General features: G+C 68.7%; 14 protein-coding genes and 3 rRNA genes. 12 read left to right on the top strand and 5 right to left on the bottom strand.

Annotation, left to right across the window (positions count from 1 at the left end):
- Nucleotides 1-98 precede the first annotated feature (98 nt).
- Nucleotides 99-1,562, top strand: coding sequence for a hemolysin family protein (locus ID554_RS01800; RefSeq protein WP_117230185.1), 1,464 nt, complete (start codon nt 99-101; stop codon nt 1,560-1,562).
- Nucleotide 1,563: 1 nt separating this feature from the next.
- Here the strand turns inward: ID554_RS01800 and ID554_RS01795 are convergent, their stop codons facing one another.
- The 4 genes from ID554_RS01795 to ID554_RS01780 form a co-directional block, all read right to left on the bottom strand.
- A complete protein-coding gene (locus tag ID554_RS01795; RefSeq protein ID WP_117230186.1) occupies nt 1,564-1,875 on the bottom strand; it encodes a PRC-barrel domain containing protein in 312 nt (103 codons plus the stop codon).
- On the bottom strand, nt 1,862-2,242 hold the full coding sequence (locus ID554_RS01790) for a hypothetical protein (protein WP_117230187.1): 381 nt from the start codon (nt 2,240-2,242) through the stop codon (nt 1,862-1,864). Before ID554_RS01790 ends, ID554_RS01795 begins: the two co-directional genes overlap by 14 nt.
- Nucleotides 2,239-3,465 (bottom strand): NRAMP family divalent metal transporter, encoded by a 1,227-nt coding sequence (locus tag ID554_RS01785; RefSeq protein WP_117230188.1) that lies wholly within the window; start codon nt 3,463-3,465, stop codon nt 2,239-2,241. Before ID554_RS01785 ends, ID554_RS01790 begins: the two co-directional genes overlap by 4 nt.
- 161 nt (nt 3,466-3,626) lie before the next feature.
- On the bottom strand, nt 3,627-4,019 hold the full coding sequence (locus ID554_RS01780) for a PaaI family thioesterase (protein ID WP_117230196.1): 393 nt from the start codon (nt 4,017-4,019) through the stop codon (nt 3,627-3,629).
- 105 nt (nt 4,020-4,124) lie between these two features.
- On the opposite strand from ID554_RS01780, the gene tyrS reads away from it, so the two are divergent.
- The 6 genes from tyrS (at nt 4,125) to ID554_RS01750 (ending at nt 14,700) form a co-directional block, all read left to right on the top strand.
- Nucleotides 4,125-5,411 (top strand): tyrosine--tRNA ligase, encoded by a 1,287-nt coding sequence (tyrS, locus tag ID554_RS01775; RefSeq protein WP_117230197.1) that lies wholly within the window; start codon nt 4,125-4,127, stop codon nt 5,409-5,411.
- Between the two features lie 631 nt (nt 5,412-6,042).
- Nucleotides 6,043-7,559, top strand: a 16S ribosomal RNA gene (locus tag ID554_RS01770).
- Between the two features lie 404 nt (nt 7,560-7,963).
- A 23S ribosomal RNA gene (locus ID554_RS01765) occupies nt 7,964-11,076 on the top strand.
- A 97-nt stretch (nt 11,077-11,173) separates the two neighbouring features.
- A 5S ribosomal RNA gene (gene rrf, locus ID554_RS01760) occupies nt 11,174-11,290 on the top strand.
- Together the 16S, 23S and 5S rRNA genes form the textbook arrangement of a ribosomal RNA operon.
- 1,482 nt (nt 11,291-12,772) lie before the next feature.
- Nucleotides 12,773-13,684: a Replicase polyprotein 1ab gene (locus ID554_RS01755; protein WP_223884607.1), complete on the top strand. Its 912-nt coding sequence runs from the start codon at nt 12,773-12,775 to the stop codon at nt 13,682-13,684.
- Nucleotides 13,681-14,700, top strand: a complete 1,020-nt coding sequence (locus tag ID554_RS01750; RefSeq protein WP_117230473.1) for an HAD-IIA family hydrolase — start codon at nt 13,681-13,683, stop codon at nt 14,698-14,700. The genes ID554_RS01755 and ID554_RS01750 overlap by 4 nt, the downstream gene beginning before the upstream one ends.
- Nucleotides 14,701-14,766: 66 nt before the next feature.
- Here ID554_RS01750 and ID554_RS01745 read toward each other — a convergent pair whose 3' ends face one another.
- Entirely contained in the window at nt 14,767-15,105 is a 339-nt protein-coding gene (locus tag ID554_RS01745) for an SCP2 sterol-binding domain-containing protein (RefSeq protein ID WP_117230506.1), read from the bottom strand.
- Between the two features lie 114 nt (nt 15,106-15,219).
- Here ID554_RS01745 and ID554_RS01740 point away from each other — a divergent pair, with 114 nt between their 5' ends.
- The 5 genes from ID554_RS01740 to recN all read left to right on the top strand — a co-directional run bounded on the left by ID554_RS01740 (nt 15,220) and on the right by recN (nt 19,823).
- A complete protein-coding gene (locus tag ID554_RS01740; RefSeq protein WP_117230474.1) occupies nt 15,220-15,843 on the top strand; it encodes a hypothetical protein in 624 nt (207 codons plus the stop codon).
- A 103-nt stretch (nt 15,844-15,946) separates the two neighbouring features.
- Nucleotides 15,947-16,165, top strand: coding sequence for a hypothetical protein (locus ID554_RS01735; protein ID WP_223884403.1), 219 nt, complete (start codon nt 15,947-15,949; stop codon nt 16,163-16,165).
- Between the two features lie 15 nt (nt 16,166-16,180).
- Complete coding sequence (locus ID554_RS01730) at nt 16,181-17,041, top strand: TlyA family RNA methyltransferase (RefSeq protein ID WP_117230475.1); 861 nt, start codon at nt 16,181-16,183, stop codon at nt 17,039-17,041.
- Between the two features lie 82 nt (nt 17,042-17,123).
- On the top strand, nt 17,124-18,008 hold the full coding sequence (locus ID554_RS01725; protein WP_117230476.1) for an NAD kinase: 885 nt from the start codon (nt 17,124-17,126) through the stop codon (nt 18,006-18,008).
- 57 nt (nt 18,009-18,065) lie between these two features.
- Nucleotides 18,066-19,823 carry a DNA repair protein RecN gene (gene recN / locus ID554_RS01720; protein WP_117230477.1) on the top strand — a complete coding sequence of 586 codons (1,758 nt, stop codon included), beginning with the start codon at nt 18,066-18,068 and terminating at the stop codon, nt 19,821-19,823.
- The last annotated feature ends 54 nt before the right edge of the window (nt 19,824-19,877 follow it).

Here is a 19,877-nt window from a genome sequence, read left to right as displayed (position 1 = left end):
GATTCGGGGCCGGACCGATGGGGAATTGGCACCGCTACGCCGCGGGACCTCCGCCGGCGGCGCCACCCGGCGTGGTCCAGTGAGAGTGAGAACCGGGCGTGCAGAGCTACTGGAGCCAGCTGGCCCTGGTCGGAGTCCTGATCGTGATCAACGCGATCTTCGCCGGTAGTGAACTGGCACTGGTGTCGCTGCGGGACAGCCAGGTCCAGCGGCTGGAGCGCACCGGCCGGGCCGGGCGGGTGCTGGCCCGGCTGGCCCGGGACCCGAACCGATTCCTGGCCACCATCCAGATCGGCATCACCCTGGCCGGCTTCCTCGCCTCGGCCGCCGCCGCGGTCTCGCTGGCCCGGCCGCTGGTGCCGCTGCTGGACGACATCTTCGGCCGGGCCGCGGAGATGGTCGCGGTCGTCCTGGTCACGCTGGTGTTGACCTTCGTCACCCTGGTCTTCGGCGAGCTCGCCCCGAAGCGGATCGCGATGCAGGTGCCGGAGCGGTGGGCACTGCTGGTCGCCCGCCCGCTCGACCTGCTCGCCACCCTCACCCGACCGGTGGTCTGGGTGCTCGGCGCCACCAGCGACCTGGTGGTACGGCTGTTCGGGCTCGACCCGAAGCCGGAGCCGGACGAGATCAGCCCCGACGAACTGCGCGACATCGTCTCCGGCCACCACGGCTTCACCAAGGAACAGCAGACCATCATCGCCGGCGCGGTGGAGATCGCCGACCGGCGGCTGCGCGCGGTGCTGGTGCCCCGGCTGCGGGTCTTCTGCCTGGACAGCGGCACCACCGCCGAGGACGCCCGGCTGGTGCTCGCCGCGTCCGGGCACTCCCGGGCGCCGGTGGTCCGGCACGGCGGGCTGGACGAGGCGGTCGGCGTCATCCACCTGCGCGACCTGGTGGGCGTCCGCGACGACCGGCCGGTCGACGAGTACGTGCGCCCGCCGATGCTGCTGCCCGACTCGGTGCCGGTGGTCGACGCGCTGCGCCAGTTCAAGGCCGAACGCCAGCACATGGCGCTGGTGGTGGACGAGCGGGGCGCCGTGGACGGCATCGTCACGCTGGAGGACATCCTGGAGGAGATCGTCGGCGAGATCTACGACGAGACCGACCGGGACGTGTACGAGGTGCGTACCGAGGCGGACGGCGCACTGCTGCTGCCCGGCACCTTCCCGGTGCACGACCTGCCCGACATCGCCGTCGAGCTGCCCGGCCGCCCGGACGGTGACTACACCACCATCGCCGGGCTGGTGCTGGCCGCGCTCGGGCGCATCCCGACCCAGGGCGAGCACGTCACCGTGGACGGCTGGCTGTTGGAGGTCACCGACGTCGACACCCGGGCCATCCACGGGGTGCGGCTGTGCCGCCCCGGTGGCCCGGAGACCTCGGACACGTCGACCGACAACACCGAGCAGCCCCCGGCCGACCAGTCGTCGGCCGGCTCGACGGAGCAGCCGGCGGCCGGCCCGGTGGACCAGGGCCGGGCGGAGGCGTCGGAGCCGGCGGTGACGCCGGAGCAGCGGAACCCGACCGGCGGGCGGACCGTGCTGGACGGGACCCGGCGCTGAGTCAGTCCGGAGGCACGTCGTCGCCGGACGGCCCCGGCAGCGGCGGATCCAGCCGCACCCGGTGCAGCGGCACCTGGACGGTGCTGCGACCGAGCCGTCGGGCCACTGCACGGATCGCCCACGGGCCGGACGGGTGCTGCTCCGGCCCGATCAGCCGCCCGCTCACCCTGCCGTACCAGTGCCGGGTGACCACCAGGTCGGTCAACCGCAGCAGCCCGTCCGGGCCACCCCGCACCACCAGTTCGACCACCCGACCCAGTCGCCGGCCGTGCTCGTCGTACGCGGTCCGGCCGAGCAGCTCACCCGCTCGCACGGCCGGACCCCGGGATGCGGTCGATCAGCTTGCGACGCAGCCAGTCCTCCACCGGCGAGGGGGGCAGGTGCTCGGCCGGGACCCGCAGCCACACCGCGCTGTCGACCCGATCGACCAGGTCGTACGGGATGCGCAGCGGCGCCACCGGCCGGTCCGCGACGAGGCGTTCGGCGGTGAGCACCAGCATTCGCCCGAGCCGTCCGCCGACCCGTGCGCCGAGCGCACCGGGCCCGCTGAGCAGCGTCCGCAGGTACGGCACACCGTCCGCGTCGAACGCGAACTCCACGTCGTCCACCTTGCCGATCAGCCGTCCCGCCACGTCGACGAGCTGGCGGTCCAGCAGCTCCCGGCTCACCTGGATCCTCACTGTCCCATCCTCGTGCCCACGGCCAGCGGTACGGCGGCGACCGCCGCCGAGACGATGACCAGCAGGATCACCGCGCCGAGCAGGTTGAGAGTCCGCCCGTTGACCCGGTCACCGAGGTACGTGCGGTCGTTGGCGACCACCAGGATCGGCAGGTACGTCAGCGGCAACGCCACCGCGCTGATGATCAGCATGTACTCGGTCAGCGTCACCGGGTCGATCGCGGTGAGCAGCAGCAGGACCCCGAGCAGCACGCTGACCAGCAGCACGGTGTGGAACCGGGCCGCCTCGCGCGGGCTGACCCGCTTGCCCCACTGCCATCCGAAGTACTGCGCAGCCGCGTACGCGGCGGACAGCCCGGTCTCCAGCGCGGCGCCGAAGGTGACCGCGAAGAACGCCAGCGCCGCCACCGCCAGTCCGACCGTGCCGAAGGCCAGCACGACCGGGTGGGCGACCTCGTTCAGGCTGCTCACCGTCACTCCGGCCGGGCGCAGCACCACGGCGGCGGTGGCGATCAGCGACAACGCGAGGAACCCGCCGATCGGGAACCCGACGAGCACGCTGAACCGGGCGTCGGCCAGGTCGGCGGCGCCCCAGCGTTCCTCCACCCCGCCGGAGGAGAAGAAGAACACCTCGTACGGGCTGACCGTGGAGGCGAACAACGCCACCGCCACGAACCAGTACGCACCCCAGCCCTGCCCGGAGTCGCTCGGGGTCACCGCGCTGCGGCCGAGTTCCGCCCAGTCGGTGGGCAGCCAGAACAGCGCCACGGCGAAGACCACCAGGGTCAGCCCGGCGAGTCCGAACACCCGCTCCATCAGCGGGAAGCGCATCCGCCACAGCACCAGCCAGACGGCGGCCCCGGCGATCGGCACCCAGACCAGGTACGGCACCCCGGTGGCCAGCCGCAACGCCAGTGCCACACCGCCCAGCTCGGCGGCCAGCGTGATCACCGTGACCAGGTACGACGCCACCAGGTTGACCAGGGCCACCCGTGCGCCGAGCCGTTCCCGGACGAGGTCGAAGACCGCCCGACCCGTCACCGCCGCGATCCGCCCGGCCATCTCGGCGTACGCGCAGATGGCCACCACCCCGACCAGCAGCACCCAGGTGTGCGCCATGCCGAACCGCGCACCGGCCTGCCCGGCCGCGACCAGGTCGCCGATGTCCACGAAGCCACCGACCGCAGACAGGATGCCGAGCGTGGCGGCGAGCAACTTCTTCACGTCGGCGGCGGCGCGGGCTCGGTCATCGACGCGACCATATCGCCGTTAACGCGTCCATTTTCCACAAAACCGGCATCCGTTGCCGGACTCAGCGCACCTCAGCCGGCCGTCTTATGCCCGAGCGCCGCCGCAGTCGACGGATGCCGGTCGTCGGGCCGAGGTCAGGCGTTCGGGTGGAGGTTCTGCAGGCGCACCTGGCCGCGCGCCACCAGCCGGCCGTCCGCGTCGGTGATCTCCACCTGCCAGAGCTGCTGGCTGCGCCCCCGGTGCACCGGAGTGCCCACCGCGGTCAACTCGCCGTCGCGCACCGCCCGCAGGAAGTCCGTCTGATTCGACACACCGACCACCTGTCCCCGGTCACCCAGCCACACACCGCCGCCCACGCTGGCCGCCGTCTCCACCACCGCGCAGTAGACCCCGCCGTGCTGGAGCCCGTACGGCTGGTGCAGCTCCGGGCGTACCCGCCAGCGGATCGTCACCCGGTCGCCGCTGATCTCGTCGAACTCCAGCCCGAGCAGCCCGACGAAGCCGCTCGACACGTCCGGGAACTCCAACTCCACGGCAGCCTCCTCGATCTTGGCGTCGTCACTGTAACCGGAGCCCCGGCACGCGCTGACCCGGTAGGGCCGAACCCGGGCGATGGGGGAGAATCGGTGACCGTGACCGACAGCAGCCTCCCGCCGGCCCGGCGGGACTCACTGACCGATGACCTGCGGTGGCGCGGCCTGATCCAGGACTCCACCGACCCCGACGAGCTGCGCGCGTTGCTCGACGGCAGCGGGGCCGCGTTCTATGTCGGCTTCGACCCGACCGCGCCGAGCCTGCACGCCGGCCACCTCATGCAGGTCACCACCGCCCGTCGCCTCCAGCTCGCCGGGCACCGGCCGCTGCTGCTGGTCGGCGGCGCGACCGGGCAGATCGGTGACCCGAAGGAGAGCGCCGAGCGCACCCTCAACGCCCCCGAGGTGGTGGCCGGATGGGTACGCCGCATCCGCGACCAGCTCGCCCCGTTCGTCTCGTACACCGGGGACAACGCCGCCGAGCTGGTCAACAACCTGGACTGGACCGGCGAGATGTCGGTGGTCGAGTTCCTCCGGGACGTCGGCAAGCACTTCCCGGTGAACAAGATGCTGGCCCGCGAGGTGGTACGCGCCCGGCTGGAGAGCGGGATCAGCTTCACCGAGTTCAGCTACCAACTCCTCCAGGCCAACGACTTCTTCGAGCTGCACCGCCGACACGGCTGTCAGCTCCAGTTCGGCGGCTCGGACCAGTGGGGCAACATCACCGCGGGCGTGGACTACGTCCGCCGCCGCGGGATGGGCCCGGTCCAGGCCTTCACCACCCCGCTGGTCACCAGGTCGGACGGTACGAAGTTCGGCAAGACCGAGGGCGGCGCGGTCTGGCTCGACCCGGAGATGACCAGCCCGTACGCCTTCTACCAGTTCTGGATCAACGTCGACGACCGGGACATCGGCCGCTACCTGCGCTACTTCAGCTTCCGCTCCCGTGAGGAGTTGGAGGCGCTGGAGAAGGAGAGCGCGGAGCGACCGGCGGGCCGGGCGGCGCAACGTGCCCTGGCCGAGGAGTTGACCACCCTGGTCCACGGCGAACGCGAGATGGCGCAGGTGGTCGCCGCCAGCCAAGCCCTGTTCGGCCGGGGGTCGCTGGCCGACCTGACGCCGGTCACGCTGCGCGCCGCGCTCACCGAAGCCGGCCTGGTACGCCTCGGTGAGCTACCGGACGTGGCCACCCTGCTCAAGGAGTCCGGGCTGGTGCCGAGCATGAAGGAGGCCCGGCGGGTGATCGCCGAGGGTGGCGCCTACCTCAACAACGAGCGGGTGACCGAGGTCGACGCCGTACCGACGGCGCAGGACCTGCTGCACGGCCGGTACCTGGTGCTGCGTCGGGGCAAGCGCTCCTTCGCCGGCGTCGAGTTGGAGAGCTGAACGCGGGGTGTGACGCGGGACGCGCCCGGCGGATTTGACGATCAATCCGCCGGGCGCGTAACTTTCTCTCTGCCAGCGTGGAACGGACGAAACGGTCGAAAGACCTGAGGCCGGAGTGCTGGTCAACCCCCTCGGATGCGGTGGAGACACCTACCGGTGCCGAGGCCGGGTGGTGCTCCCGGATCCGCCCCGAGGCGGATTTGGCGAGGCGGAACCGACCGGGTAAGGTTGACGACCGGCAGGGAACCGGGCGAGCGGGCGGGAAACCGCAAGCGGCCGGCCTGCCCAAAGCCACGATACGAGCGGCGCAAGCCAAGCGGATTTGTGGTGCCCGGCAAAAGGTTCGAAGCGCGACAAACCAGCGGAAGCCGGTTTGACACGGTTGAAACCACCGGGTAACGTAGTAAAAGTGCTCGCCGCGAGGTGGGTGCGGGTTGGTCCCCGGAGGGGTGCCTGCTGGTCGGGTGTTCTGATGGTGTGTGGTTGTTCTTTGAGAACTCAACAGGGTGCTTGATAAGCCAGTGCCAAATTGTTTTGTGATGCCTCGTGCTGGCCGAGTGTTTGCTCGGTTGGTGGGGATTCCTTTGGCAACATTTGTTTGTTGCTGGGGTTTGCTTTTCCAATTGGGTTTTTGTTGGAGAGTTTGATCCTGGCTCAGGACGAACGCTGGCGGCGTGCTTAACACATGCAAGTCGAGCGGAAAGGCCCTTCGGGGTACTCGAGCGGCGAACGGGTGAGTAACACGTGAGCAACCTGCCCTAGGCTTTGGGATAACCCTCGGAAACGGGGGCTAATACCGAATATTCACTCATGGGCGCATGTTTGTGGGTGGAAAGTTTTTCGGCTTGGGATGGGCTCGCGGCCTATCAGCTTGTTGGTGGGGTGATGGCCTACCAAGGCGACGACGGGTAGCCGGCCTGAGAGGGCGACCGGCCACACTGGGACTGAGACACGGCCCAGACTCCTACGGGAGGCAGCAGTGGGGAATATTGCACAATGGGCGGAAGCCTGATGCAGCGACGCCGCGTGAGGGATGACGGCCTTCGGGTTGTAAACCTCTTTCAGCAGGGACGAAGCGTAAGTGACGGTACCTGCAGAAGAAGCGCCGGCCAACTACGTGCCAGCAGCCGCGGTAAGACGTAGGGCGCGAGCGTTGTCCGGATTTATTGGGCGTAAAGAGCTCGTAGGCGGCTTGTCGCGTCGACTGTGAAAACCCGTGGCTCAACTGCGGGCCTGCAGTCGATACGGGCAGGCTAGAGTTCGGTAGGGGAGACTGGAATTCCTGGTGTAGCGGTGAAATGCGCAGATATCAGGAGGAACACCGGTGGCGAAGGCGGGTCTCTGGGCCGATACTGACGCTGAGGAGCGAAAGCGTGGGGAGCGAACAGGATTAGATACCCTGGTAGTCCACGCTGTAAACGTTGGGCGCTAGGTGTGGGGGGCCTCTCCGGTTCTCTGTGCCGCAGCTAACGCATTAAGCGCCCCGCCTGGGGAGTACGGCCGCAAGGCTAAAACTCAAAGGAATTGACGGGGGCCCGCACAAGCGGCGGAGCATGCGGATTAATTCGATGCAACGCGAAGAACCTTACCTGGGTTTGACATCGCCGGAAATCCTGCAGAGATGTGGGGTCCTTCGGGGCCGGTGACAGGTGGTGCATGGCTGTCGTCAGCTCGTGTCGTGAGATGTTGGGTTAAGTCCCGCAACGAGCGCAACCCTCGTTCGATGTTGCCAGCGCGTTATGGCGGGGACTCATCGAAGACTGCCGGGGTCAACTCGGAGGAAGGTGGGGATGACGTCAAGTCATCATGCCCCTTATGTCCAGGGCTTCACGCATGCTACAATGGCCGGTACAATGGGCTGCGATACCGTGAGGTGGAGCGAATCCCAAAAAGCCGGTCTCAGTTCGGATCGGGGTCTGCAACTCGACCCCGTGAAGTCGGAGTCGCTAGTAATCGCAGATCAGCAACGCTGCGGTGAATACGTTCCCGGGCCTTGTACACACCGCCCGTCACGTCACGAAAGTCGGCAACACCCGAAGCCGGTGGCCCAACCCTTTTGGGAGGGAGCCGTCGAAGGTGGGGCTGGCGATTGGGACGAAGTCGTAACAAGGTAGCCGTACCGGAAGGTGCGGCTGGATCACCTCCTTTCTAAGGAGCACCATCCGGCGAAAGCTGGTATGGAGCCCGCGGCCTGCGGATGTCGGGTCGGGGTGCTCAGTTGGCGGAGACACTGGCGAGTTTTCTTGTGGCAACGGCCGGCAGGTTCGAGTACGGCCATCTTCCTTTGTGGGGGTGGTGTGGAAAGAGTTTTCTGTTGGTGCGGCTGTGGGGAGATGGTTGGCACCCTGTTGAGTCCTGAAGGAACAATCCAGTGTGGTTGTTTGCTTCAGAGCCATCTTTCTTGCCTCTGTGGGGGTGGGAGTGGTTGCCAGGCATGGCCTGGTCTCGCATACCGGATGTCGCCCTGGTGGGGGTGGTGTTGCTGGTGTGGGGCTGTGGGTTGTGGGTTGGTTGTTTGTTGAGAATTGCACAGTGGACGCGAGCATCTTTGTGGTCAAGTTGTCAAGGGCGGACGGTGGATGCCTTGGCACCAGGAGCCGATGAAGGACGTGGGAGGCCGCGATAGGCCTGGGGGAGCTGTCAACCGAGCTGTGATCCCAGGGTGTCCGAATGGGGTAACCCGGCACCAGTCATGTGGTGTCACCTGCACCTGAACTCATAGGGTGTGTGGAGGGAACGCGGGGAAGTGAAACATCTCAGTACCCGTAGGAAGAGAAAACAAATAGTGATTCCGTGAGTAGTGGCGAGCGAAAGCGGATTGAGGCTAAACCGGTTGCGTGTGATACCTGTCAGGGGTTGCGTGGTCGGGGTTGTGGGACTCTGTGTGGTGGGCTGACACTCACTGAAGAAGTCACAAAACCAGTTGTTAGTCGAATGGTCTGGAAAGGCCGACCGTAGACGGTGATAGTCCGGTAGGTGAAAGCAGCTGGTCTTCTATGGATGTTCCCGAGTAGCGGCGGACTCCTGAAATCTGCCGTGAATCTGCCAGGACCACCTGGTAAGCCTGAATACTTCCTGGTGACCGATAGCGGACGAGTACCGTGAGGGAATGGTGAAAAGTACCCCGGGAGGGGAGTGAAATAGTACCTGAAACCGTTCGCCTACAATCCGTCGGAGCCTTGCGGGGTGACGGCGTGCCTTTTGAAGAATGAGCCTGCGAGTTAGTGGCATGTGGCGAGGTTAACCCGTGTGGGGGAGCCGTAGCGAAAGCGAGTCTGAAGAGGGCGTTGGAGTCGCATGTTCTAGACCCGAAGCGGAGTGATCTAGCCATGGGCAGGCTGAAGCGCGGGTAAGACCGTGTGGAGGGCCGAACCCACCAACGTTGAAAAGTTGGGGGATGACCTGTGGTTAGGGGTGAAAGGCCAATCAAACTCCGTGATAGCTGGTTCTCCCCGAAATGCATTTAGGTGCAGCGTCGTGTGTTTCTTGCCGGAGGTAGAGCACTGGATGGTCTAGGGGGCCCACAAGCTTACCGAAATCAGCCAAACTCCGAATGCCGGTAAGTGAGAGCGCGGCAGTGAGACTGCGGGGGATAAGCTTCGTAGTCGAGAGGGAAACAGCCCAGATCACCAGCTAAGGCCCCTAAGCGTGTGCTAAGTGGAAAAGGATGTGGGGTCGCATAGACAACCAGGAGGTTGGCTTAGAAGCAGCCATCCTTTAAAGAGTGCGTAATAGCTCACTGGTCAAGTGGTTCCGCGCCGACAATGTAGCGGGGCTCAAGTACACCGCCGAAGCTGTGGCATTCACATGTGTGCTTCGCTGGAATCTTTGTGGTTTTGGCGCAGGTGTGTGGATGGGTAGGGGAGCGTCGTGCCGGGGGTGAAGCAGCCGAGTGATCGAGTTGTGGACGCGGCACGAGTGAGAATGCAGGCATGAGTAGCGAAAGAAGGGTGAGAAACCCTTCCGCCGGATGACCAAGGGTTCCAGGGCCAGGTTAATCCGCCCTGGGTGAGTCGGGACCTAAGGCGAGGCCGAGAGGCGTAGTCGATGGACAACGGGTTGATATTCCCGTACCCGCGAAGGAGCGTCCCTGATGAACCTCGTTGTGCTAACCATCCGAGCTGTGGGCGGTCTTCGGACCAAACGCGGGGAGCGTGGGAACCTGGCGGGTAGTAGTCAAGCGATGGGGTGACGCAGGAAGGTAGCTGAGCCCGGCCGGTGGTGGTGCCGGGGTAAGCGTGTAGGCCGATGTGTAGGTAAATCCGCACGTCATGGGGCTGAGACGTGATGCCGAGCCGATTCAGGTGAAGTCAGTGATCCTATGCTGCCGAGAAAAGCCTCTAGCGAGTTTCGAGCGGCCCGTACCCCAAACCGACACAGGTGGTCAGGTAGAGAATACCGAGGCGATCGGGCGAACTGTGGTTAAGGAACTCGGCAAATTGCCCCCGTAACTTAGGGAGAAGGGGGGCCGGAGACGTGAAGCCCCGCGCGGGTGGAGCGTTGTATGGCCGCAGAGAGCAGGGGGAAGCGACTGTTTACTAAAAACACAGGTCCATGCGAAGAAGTAATTCGATGTATATGGACTGACGCCTGCCCGGTGCTGGAACGTTAAGGGGACCTGTTAGCTCTTCGGGGCGAAGCGGAGAACTTAAGCGCCAGTAAACGGCGGTGGTAACTATAACCATCCTAAGGTAGCGAAATTCCTTGTCGGGTAAGTTCCGACCTGCACGAATGGCGTAACGACTTCCCCACTGTCTCAACCACAGGCCCGGCGAAATTGCAGTACGAGTAAAGATGCTCGTTACGCGCGGCAGGACGGAAAGACCCCGGGACCTTTACTATAGCTTGACATTGGTATTTGAGTTAGCTTGTGTAGGATAGGTGGGAGCCGGTGAACCTTGTACGCCAGTATGAGGGGAGGCAATCTTGAAATACCACTCTGGTTGATTCGGGTATCTAACTTCGGACCGTTATCCGGTTCAGGGACAGTGTCTGGTGGGTAGTTTAACTGGGGCGGTTGCCTCCTAAAAGGTAACGGAGGCGCCCAAAGGTTCCCTCAGCCTGGTTGGCAATCAGGTGTTGAGTGCAAGTACACAAGGGAGCTTGACTGTGAGACTGACGGGTCGAGCAGGGACGAAAGTCGGGACTAGTGATCCGGCACTTGCGTGTGGAAGCGGTGTCGCTCAACGGATAAAAGGTACCCCGGGGATAACAGGCTGATCTTCCCCAAGAGTCCATATCGACGGGATGGTTTGGCACCTCGATGTCGGCTCGTCGCATCCTGGGGCTGTAGCAGGTCCCAAGGGTTGGGCTGTTCGCCCATTAAAGCGGTACGCGAGCTGGGTTTAGAACGTCGTGAGACAGTTCGGTCCCTATCCGCCGTGCGCGTAGGATACTTGAGAAGGGCTGTCCCTAGTACGAGAGGACCGGGACGGACGAACCTCTGGTGTGCCAGTTGTCCCGCCAGGGGCACGGCTGGTTAGCTACGTTCGGAAGGGATAACCGCTGAAAGCATCTAAGCGGGAAGCTCGCTTCGAGATGAGGTATCCCACCCACCCTTTGGTGGGGTAAGGCCCCCAGCTAGACGACTGGGTTGATAGGCCGGAGATGTAAGCCCGGTAACGGGTTCAGTTGACCGGTACTAATAGGCCGAGGACTTGACTATCAAAGCTGCTACGCGTCCACTGTGTAACTCACAACAAACAAACACGCCCCCGACACGTGGTGTTGGCGCGGGATGGTGTTTGACATGTTGATAAGGTTACGGCGGTCATGGCGGAGGGGAAACGCCCGGTAACATTCCGAACCCGGAAGCTAAGCCCTCCAGCGCCGATGGTACTGCACCCGGGAGGGTGTGGGAGAGTAGGACACCGCCGGACACACGTTACAGTCGAGGGCCGCCCGGAATCGGGACGGCCCTCGACTGCGTTGCGTCGTGGAACGACGTATTCAGGAAGGATGTACCAGTGAGTTCTGGACCTCAGGGCGGAGACCGTCCCCGGGGCTACGAGGGTCGGCCCGGTGACCGTGACGGCGACAACCGCCGTGGCGACCGTCCGTCGTACCGCGACGAGCGCGGTCGGGAGCGTGACTCCCGCGACGGTGGACGCAGCGCCGGCGGTCACGGTGCTGACCGTTCCCGGTCCGGTGGCTTCCGTCGGGACGGCGACCGTCGTGAGGGCGGCTACCGAGGCAGCGACCGGGGCGCCGGCGGTGGTTTCGGTGGCGACCGGCGTGGCTCCGGCAGCGAACGGGAAGGCTCCCGTGGCGAGCGCGGCTCCGGAGGTTTCCGTGGCGCGCGGCGTGAAGGCGGCTACGGCGACCGGCGCCAGGGCGACGACCGGCCGGGTACCTTCCGTCGCGACAACGACGAACGCCGTGCGGGCGCCCGGGGCGACCGGCGTACCGGAGGCTTCCGCGACGGCGATCGCAGCTCGGGCGGCTTCCGTGGCGACCGTCGGGACGGAAGCTCCGGCGGCTTCCGTGGTGGGGACCGCCGCGAGGGTGACCGTCGTGAGGGCGGGTTCCGCAGCGACCGCCGGGACGGTGACCGTCGGGACAGCGGCTTCCGTGGCGAGCATCGGGACGGTGGGTTCCGGGGCGAGCGCCGCGACGGTGAGCGTCGTGAGGGCGGTTTCGGTCGGGGCTCCGAGGACCGGGGTGGTTTCCGCGGCGAGCGCCGGGACGGGGACCGCCGCGAGGGCGGCTTCCGTGGCGGTGAGCGCCGTGAAGGCGGCTTCCGTGGCGGCGGGTCGCGGGACCGGGACGGCTCGCGCGGGCCGGGGCGTGACTACGGCTCCGGTGACCGTCGTGAGGGCGGATACCGGGCTGATCGACGGGACGAGGGTTTCCGCCGGGGCACCGACGATCGCCGTGGCGGCGACGGCGGCGGCTACCGGCGTGGTGAGGGCGGTGCCGGCGGTGCACGCTGGGAAGGCGGCTTTCGGGACGGTGACCGTCGCGAGGGCGGCTTCCGCGGGAACGATCGCCGCGAGGGTGGCTTCCGGTCGGACCGCCGTGACGGTGACCGCCGTGAGGGTGGCTTCCGGGGCGAGGGCCGTGAGGGTGGCTTCCGCTCCGGGGACCGTCGGGACGGCGGGTTCCGGGACCGCGCTTCGGGCGGCTCGGGCTTCCGTGACGGCGAGCGCCGCGACGGCGGGTTCCGCCGTGAGTCGGACGAGCGCGGCGGTGAGCGCCGGGACCGTGGCTTCCGCGACGACCGGGACCGGCGTGACGGGTCGGACCAGTCCGAGGGCGGGCGTACGCCGGCTCCGGTCCTGCCCGACGAGATCGTCGCGACCGACCTGGACAAGGAGGTACGCGCCGAGCTGCTGTCGCTGGCGAAGCCGGTCGCGGAGAGCGTGGCCCGGCATCTCGTGGCGACCGGGCAGCTGATCGACGAGGACCCTGCCGAGGCGCTCGCCCACGCGATGGCCGCCCGTCGGTTGGCGTCCCGGATCGCGGCGGTGCGCGAGGCGGTCGGCCTGGCCGCGTACCACGCGGGTGAATGGCAGACGGCGATCGCGGAGCTGCGGACGTACCACCGGATGAGGGGTGTGCAGAGTCACCTCGCGGTCCTCGCGGACTGTGAGCGGGCGCTGGGCCGGCCTGAGCGGGCCATCGACCTGTTCCGTGGTGCGGAACAGGAGAAGCTGGAGGATGCGGTCGCCATCGAGCTGCTGATCGTGGCCGCCGGTGCGCGGGGCGATCTCGGGCAGCGGGACGCGGCCGTGGCCATGCTCCAGGTGCCCGAGCTGACCACCGACACGGCTCAGCCGTGGACGGCCCGGTTGCGGTACGCGTACGCGGACGCGCTGCTGGCGGTGGACCGTCGGGCGGAGGCCCGGGAGTGGTTCTCCCGCGCGGCAGAGGTCGATGCCGAGTCGGAGACCGACGCGGCGGAGCGGCTGCTCGAACTCGACGGCGTGGTCATCGAGGGCGACGATGAGGACGAGGTCACCGAGGAACTGGTCGCCGGCCCGGGCGCTCCGGGTGCGGTACCGGCCCGGCCGGACAGCGAGCTGACCGGGGACGACCGCGACGAGGACGACGACCGTGCCGAGGACGCCCGTGGCGTCGATGCCGGGATCGCTCCCGATGCTGCCGAGGTCCCGATCGCGGACGAGGCCCCGGCCGAGGAGCCGCCGGCCCGAGTCGACGACCAGGCCACGGAAAAGGCAGGTGCCGTGGAGGCATCGTCCGGGACAGCGGCGAGCGGCGTCGGCGAGTCGTCGACGGATGGCGAGCGGTCCGGGGAGACCGAGCGGCGATGAGCGGTGACGGGGAGCGGCTGGTCGACGGGTACGCCCTGGTCGTCTTCGACCTGGACGGGGTGATCTATCTGATCGACCGGCCGATCCCCGGTGCGGTCGAGGCGGTCGCCCGGCTGCACGGCGAGGGCCGGGCGGTGGCGTACGCGACGAACAACGCCTCGCGCCGGCCGGCCGATGTGGCCGACCTGCTCACCGGGATGGGCGTTCCGGCCCGGCCGGACGAGGTGCTGACCAGCGCGGCTGCCGCCGCCCAGTTGCTGGGGGAGCGGCTGCCGGCCGGTGCGCCGGTGCTGGTGGTCGGTGCCGAGGCGCTGCGGTCCGAGATCCGTGAGGTGGGTCTGACGCCGGTCTCCGGTGCCGATGATTCGCCGGTTGCGGTGATTCAGGGCTACGGCCCGCAGGTCGGCTGGATGGACCTGGCCGAGGCGGCGGTGGCGGTGCGTGGTGGTGCCGCGTGGATCGTCACCAACACGGATCGGACCCTGCCCAGTGGGCGGGGGCCGCTGCCGGGCAACGGTTCGTTGGTCGCCGCGTTGGCGACCGCATTGGATCGGCAGCCCGACGAGGTGGTGGGCAAGCCGTCGCCGGAGTTGTTCGCCACTGCCGCGCGGCGGGCGGGCGAGGGCCGCTCGCTGGTGGTCGGTGACCGTCTCGACACCGACATCGAGGGTGCCAACCGGGCGGGTCTGGACAGCCTGCTGGTGCTCACCGGTGTCAGTGACGTGCCCGAGTTGCTCGTGGCGCCGCCGCACCGTCGGCCGACGGCCGTGGCGTGGGATCTGACCGGGCTGTTCGAGCCCTCCGCAGTGGTGCGGGTGCCGGCGGGCGGTGCGGAGCACGGCGGCTGGCGCGTCACGACCGGCGCGGACGGGTGGGAGCTGTCCGGCGCGGGTGGGCCGTTGGATGCGCTTGCGGCGCTCTGTGCCGTGGCGTGGGAGAGGCGGCCGGTGGGTGTGCCGCGCGCGGGTTCGCCGGAGGCGGCGACGGCGCTGGAGGCCCTCGGCCTGGCCGGCTGACCGGCGCGCCGGGAGCGGCGACCGGACCAGCGGGCGCTCCCGTAGTCCGGTGCGGCGTGTGGGACCTCAGAGCAGCTTGCGCAGTTTCATCAGGTCGAACGGGTTGGCCTTGACGGAGACGCGTCGGCTGGCCACCGCGCGGGTCACGTCGAGGTCGCCGCGTACCAGGGCGATCAGGTCGTCGCTGGTGGTGGTCATGGCGATCTTCGCCTTGGGGTCGTCGCCGTCGGTGAGCCCGATCAGGCGCCCGCCGGTGAGCCGACCGTGGAAGGCGGTCTCCAGGTCGCTGACCCGGCAGGCCAGGGTGCGGTCGAGGTCGACGTGCTCGCGGACGGTCTCCGCGTTGTGTTCCAGCCGGGCGGCCAGATCCTGCAACGCCTGCCGACACTCGTCCACGGTGGCCACCGTCGCCTCCTCGTTCCCGCACCACGTCGTACTCCGGGCACCGTACCGCACGGGCCGTCGACTGCGGCCCGGTAGCGTGACACCTGCCGGAACCGCGGGTGAAAGGACTCAGGCATGCAGGACGCGTGGCGCGCCTACCTCGAACTGGCCATGGGCCTGACGGAGGCGCCCCGGAAGAAGGCGCAGGACGCGGTACGCCGGTTGGCCGGCTCGACCGGTGCGACTGCCGCGCAGCTTCAGACGCTCGCCGAGGAACTGCGCTCGACCGGCGCGGAGAACCGGGAGGCGCTGACCAAGCTGGTGCGGTTCGAGGTCGAACGCGCGCTCGGCGCGGTGGGGCTGGCGACCGCCGACGAGGTCGAGGAGTTGGAGCGGCGGGTACGCGAGCTGGAACGCCGGCTGCGTGCGGTGACCGACGCGGCGGTGCGGGCCCCGGCCTCGGGCGGCCCGGAGGGCGGTACGTCCGCCGACGTGGCGGCGGAGGCGGCCGAGACCGCGGCGGCGGCCCCGCCGACCGGGGCGGCGGCCGAGAAGGCTCCGGCGAAGAAGGCGATCGCGAAGAAGGCCGGGACCGTGCCGCCTCCGGAGGACCAGCCGGCGGCGAAGAAGGCGGTGGCGAAGGTCGCGAAGAAGGCGGTCGCGAAGAAGACGCCGGGCTCGGTGGGGCGTCCCGCCGACGGTGACGCGGCGGCCCGGCCCGCGAAGGCCACCCGCGCTCGCCCGGACGCCGCGCCGTGACCGGCGGTCGCTCGCGTCGGCCCGGGCCGGCTCGGCTGCCCGTGGGGCGGCGAGAGGTCGGGTCGGGCGCGCTGGTGGGCGCGACGCGTGCCGGTGCGCGGCGGTGAGCGTGTCGCCGCGGCCCGGGCCGCCGTCGGGTCCCCGCCCGGGTCCGCCTCCGCAGGCGTGGACCGGGGACGACGACGCGGGACACCCGGCGGTGGACGCCGTGGTGCAGGCGATGGCGAACGCCGCGAGCCTCGCCCCGGCCGACCAGATCGCCGAGTACGAGGCCGCGTACCAGACGCTGCGGGAAACGCTTGCCACCATCGACCAGGCCTGAGGAGGCCGTCCATCCATGGCACGTCGTAACCGGTTGGACGCCGAACTCGTCCGCCGTGGTCTGGCCCGGTCGCGGGAGCAGGCCGCCGCGTTGGTGGAGGCCGGCCGGGTCCAGATGCGGGGGATGGTGGCCCGCAAGGCCGCCGCGATGGTCGATCCCGCCGATCCGCTGGTGGTCACCGGCGCCGATCCCACCTCCGAGTACGTCTCCCGGGGTGGACACAAACTGGCCGGTGCGCTCGCCGCGTTCGCGTCCGGTGGGCTGACCGTGACGGGCCAGCGGTGCCTGGACGCCGGGGCGTCCACCGGCGGCTTCACCGATGTGCTGCTGCGGGCGGGCGCGGCCGAGGTGGTCGCGGTCGACGTCGGCTACGGCCAGCTCGCCTGGTCGCTGCGGACCGACGAGCGGGTACGGGTCCTGGAGCGGACGAACGTCCGGACGCTGACCGCCGAGGTGATCGGTGGGCAGGTCGACCTGACGGTGGCCGACCTGTCGTTCATCTCGCTGCGGCTGGTGCTGCCCGCGTTGACCGGCTGTACGGCCGCTGACGGTGACCTGGCGTTGATGGTCAAGCCGCAGTTCGAGGTGGGCCGGGAGCGGGTGGGTGCCGGTGGGGTGGTGCGGGATCCGGCCCTGCGCGCGGAGGCGGTGCTCGATGTCGCGGCGTCCGCTGCGACGTTGGGGCTGGGGTTGGCGGACCTGGCGGCCAGCCCGCTGCCCGGGCCGAGCGGCAACGTGGAGTTCTTCGTATGGTTACGCCGGGACGCGCCACCGGCCGATCCGGAACGGGTACGGGCCGTGGTGGCGGCCGGGCCCGGTGCTCCGGCGGTCGCCGGTGACGCGCGTGACGAGGTGACGAGGGAGGCGGCCGGGTGAGTGAGGGCAACTGGGCCACGGCGGGGGTTCGTCCGCCGGGCGGTGCGACGCGGCGGCCGGCCCACGGTGGGCGGGCGTTCCGGTGACCCGTACCGCTCTGCTGGTGACTCACACGGGCCGTCGGCGTAGTACGGAACACGCGCGTACGGTGGCCGCCGATCTGATCGGCGCGGGCTTCGAGGTGCGGGTGGTGGCCGAGGAGGCGGAGGATCTGGATCTGCCGGGCGCGGTGCCGGTGACCGGGCTCGAGGCGGCCGAGGGTGCCGAGATCGTCTTTGCGCTCGGTGGGGACGGTACGTTCCTGCGCGCGGCCGAGTTGGCGCGGCCGGCGAAGGTGCCGCTGCTCGGTATCAACCTGGGCAAGGTCGGTTTCCTGGCCGAGGCGGAGATCGACGACCTGGATCTCGCGGTGCGTGACGTGGTGGGCCGCAACTACAGCGTCGACGAACGGTTGACGCTGGATGTCACCGCCGAGTTCGAGGGCGGGCCGACGATCGAGTCGTGGGCGCTCAACGAGATCAGTGTCGAAAAGGGCGAGCGGGCCCAGATGCTGGAGTTGCTGGTCGACGTGGACGGTCGACCGTTGTCCCGGTACGGGTGTGACGGGGTGGTGTGTGCCACGCCGACCGGTTCCACGGCGTACGCCTTCTCGGGTGGTGGGCCGGTGGTCTGGCCGGAGGTGGAGGCGCTGCTGCTGGTGCCGATCAGCGCGCACGCGTTGTTCAGTCGGCCGCTGGTGACCGCGCCCACCTCGACGTTTTCGATCACCGTGGATCCGTTCACCACGTTGGCGGTGCTCTGCTGTGACGGGCGGCGGGTCTATGATCTGCCGCCGGGCGCCCGGGTCACGGTGCGTCGTGGTGCCCTGCCGGTGCGGATCGTGCGGCTGCGGGACCGGTCGTTCACCGACCGGTTGGTGGCCAAGTTCGATCTGCCGGTGCACGGTTGGCGGGGCAACCGTCGCTGACGCGGGTCGCCGCGCCGGCTGGTCAAGTGTCGGGCCACGCGTCTACTGTCGGTTGCTGTGCTGGAGGAGCTGCGCATCACCGGACTGGGCGTCATCGACGACACCACGCTGCCGCTTGCCGGCGGCATGAACGTGATCACCGGCGAGACCGGTGCCGGGAAGACGATGGTGGTCACCGGCCTGGGTCTGCTCTTCGGTGGCCGTGCCGACGCGGGGCGGGTGCGGGCTGCGCCCGGCCGGGCCGTTGTCGAGGGTCGTCTGCGTCTCACCGGTCGGGTCGCGGATTCGGTGCACGCCCGGATCACCGACGCCGGTGGTGAGGCTGACGAGGACGGCGCGGTGCTGCTGAGCCGGACGGTCACGGTGGAGGGTCGGTCGCGGGCGCACCTGGGTGGGCGGAGCATGCCGGTGTCGACGCTCGGTGAGGTGGGCGAGCAGGTGGTGGCCGTGCACGGCCAGTCCGACCAGTTGCGCCTGCTGCGTCCGGCCGAGCAGCGGGCCGCGTTGGACCGGTTCGCCGGGCCGGAGCACGAGAAGCTGGTGGAGGCGACGCGCGAGGCGTTCACGCAGTGGCGGCGGGTGGTCGACGATCTGGCGGATCGGCGGCGTAACGCGCGGGAACGTCACCAGGAGGCGGATCTGCTGCGGCTGGGGCTGGACGAGATCACCCGGGTCGATCCGCAGGCCGGTGAGGACGACGAGCTGAAGACCGAGGCGCAGCGGTTGGAGCACGCCGAGGGTTTGCGGACGGCGGCGCAGCTCGCCCACCAGTGTGTGGCCGGCGGGTTGGAGGCCGCCGACGAGACCACGGATGCCTCGGCGTTGCTCGGTACGGCGCGGCGGACGTTGGAGGCGCAGGCCGGCACGGATCCGGCTCTGGGTGAGTTGGCGGCTCGGTTGGAGGAGGCGGCGACGCTGGTCGCCGACGTGTCGGTGGAGTTGTCGACGTATCTTGCCGGGTTGGACGCCGACCCGGCCCGGTTGCAGAGTCTCTATGAGCGGCGGGCGGCGCTGCGGGCGTTGACCCGGAAGTACGCCGACGACGTCGACGGGGTGATCGCCTGGGCGGAGCGGGCCCGGACCCGATTGTCCGACCTGGACATCTCCGACGAGGTTCTCGACGAGTTGGATCGGGAGGCGTCCCGGTTGGCCGGTGCGGTGGCGGAGGTGGCCGGCCGATTGTCGGCTTCGCGTCAGGAGGCGGCGGTGCGGTTCGCCGAGCAGGTGACCGTGGAGTTGGCCGGTCTGGCCATGCCGCACGCTCGGGTCGAGGTGGCGGTGTTGCCCCGACCGGCCGGACGGGCCGAGCCCACGTTGCCGGTCAACGGGGTGGAGGTCGGTGTCGGGCCGGACGGTGGCGACGAGGTCGAGTTGCGGTTGTTGGCGCACCCCGGTGCGCCGTCGTTGCCGTTGCAGCGGGGTGCGTCCGGTGGTGAGTTGTCCCGGGTGATGCTTGCCATCGAGGTGGTGTTCGCCGGGTCGGGTGGGCCGCCGACGCTGGTGTTCGACGAGGTCGATGCGGGGGTCGGTGGTCAGGCGGCGGTGGAGATCGGTCGTCGGTTGGCTCGGTTGGCGCGCAGTCATCAGGTGTTGGTGGTCACTCACCTGCCGCAGGTGGCCGCGTTCGCCGACCGGCATCTGGTGGTGGCGAAGGACACTGGTGGCGCGGTGACCACCAGTGGGGTGCGGGTGGTGGAGGACACCGAGCGGGCCCGGGAGCTGGCCCGGATGTTGGCGGGTTTGCCGGACTCGGATCTGGGTATCGCTCACGCGGAGGAGCTGTTGGCCGTGGCGGCCAGAGAACGGCGGTCGTGAGGACCGTGATTGTGAGCGGAGGCACACCGGCCTTCGCTCATCTGTGCTTCCCTG

The organism is Micromonospora craniellae, from assembly GCF_014764405.1.
In the GTDB taxonomy this organism is placed as follows: domain Bacteria; phylum Actinomycetota; class Actinomycetes; order Mycobacteriales; family Micromonosporaceae; genus Micromonospora; species Micromonospora craniellae.
The sequence above is the reverse complement of the archived record's forward strand: the minus strand, read 5'-3'. Positions and strand labels throughout refer to the sequence as shown.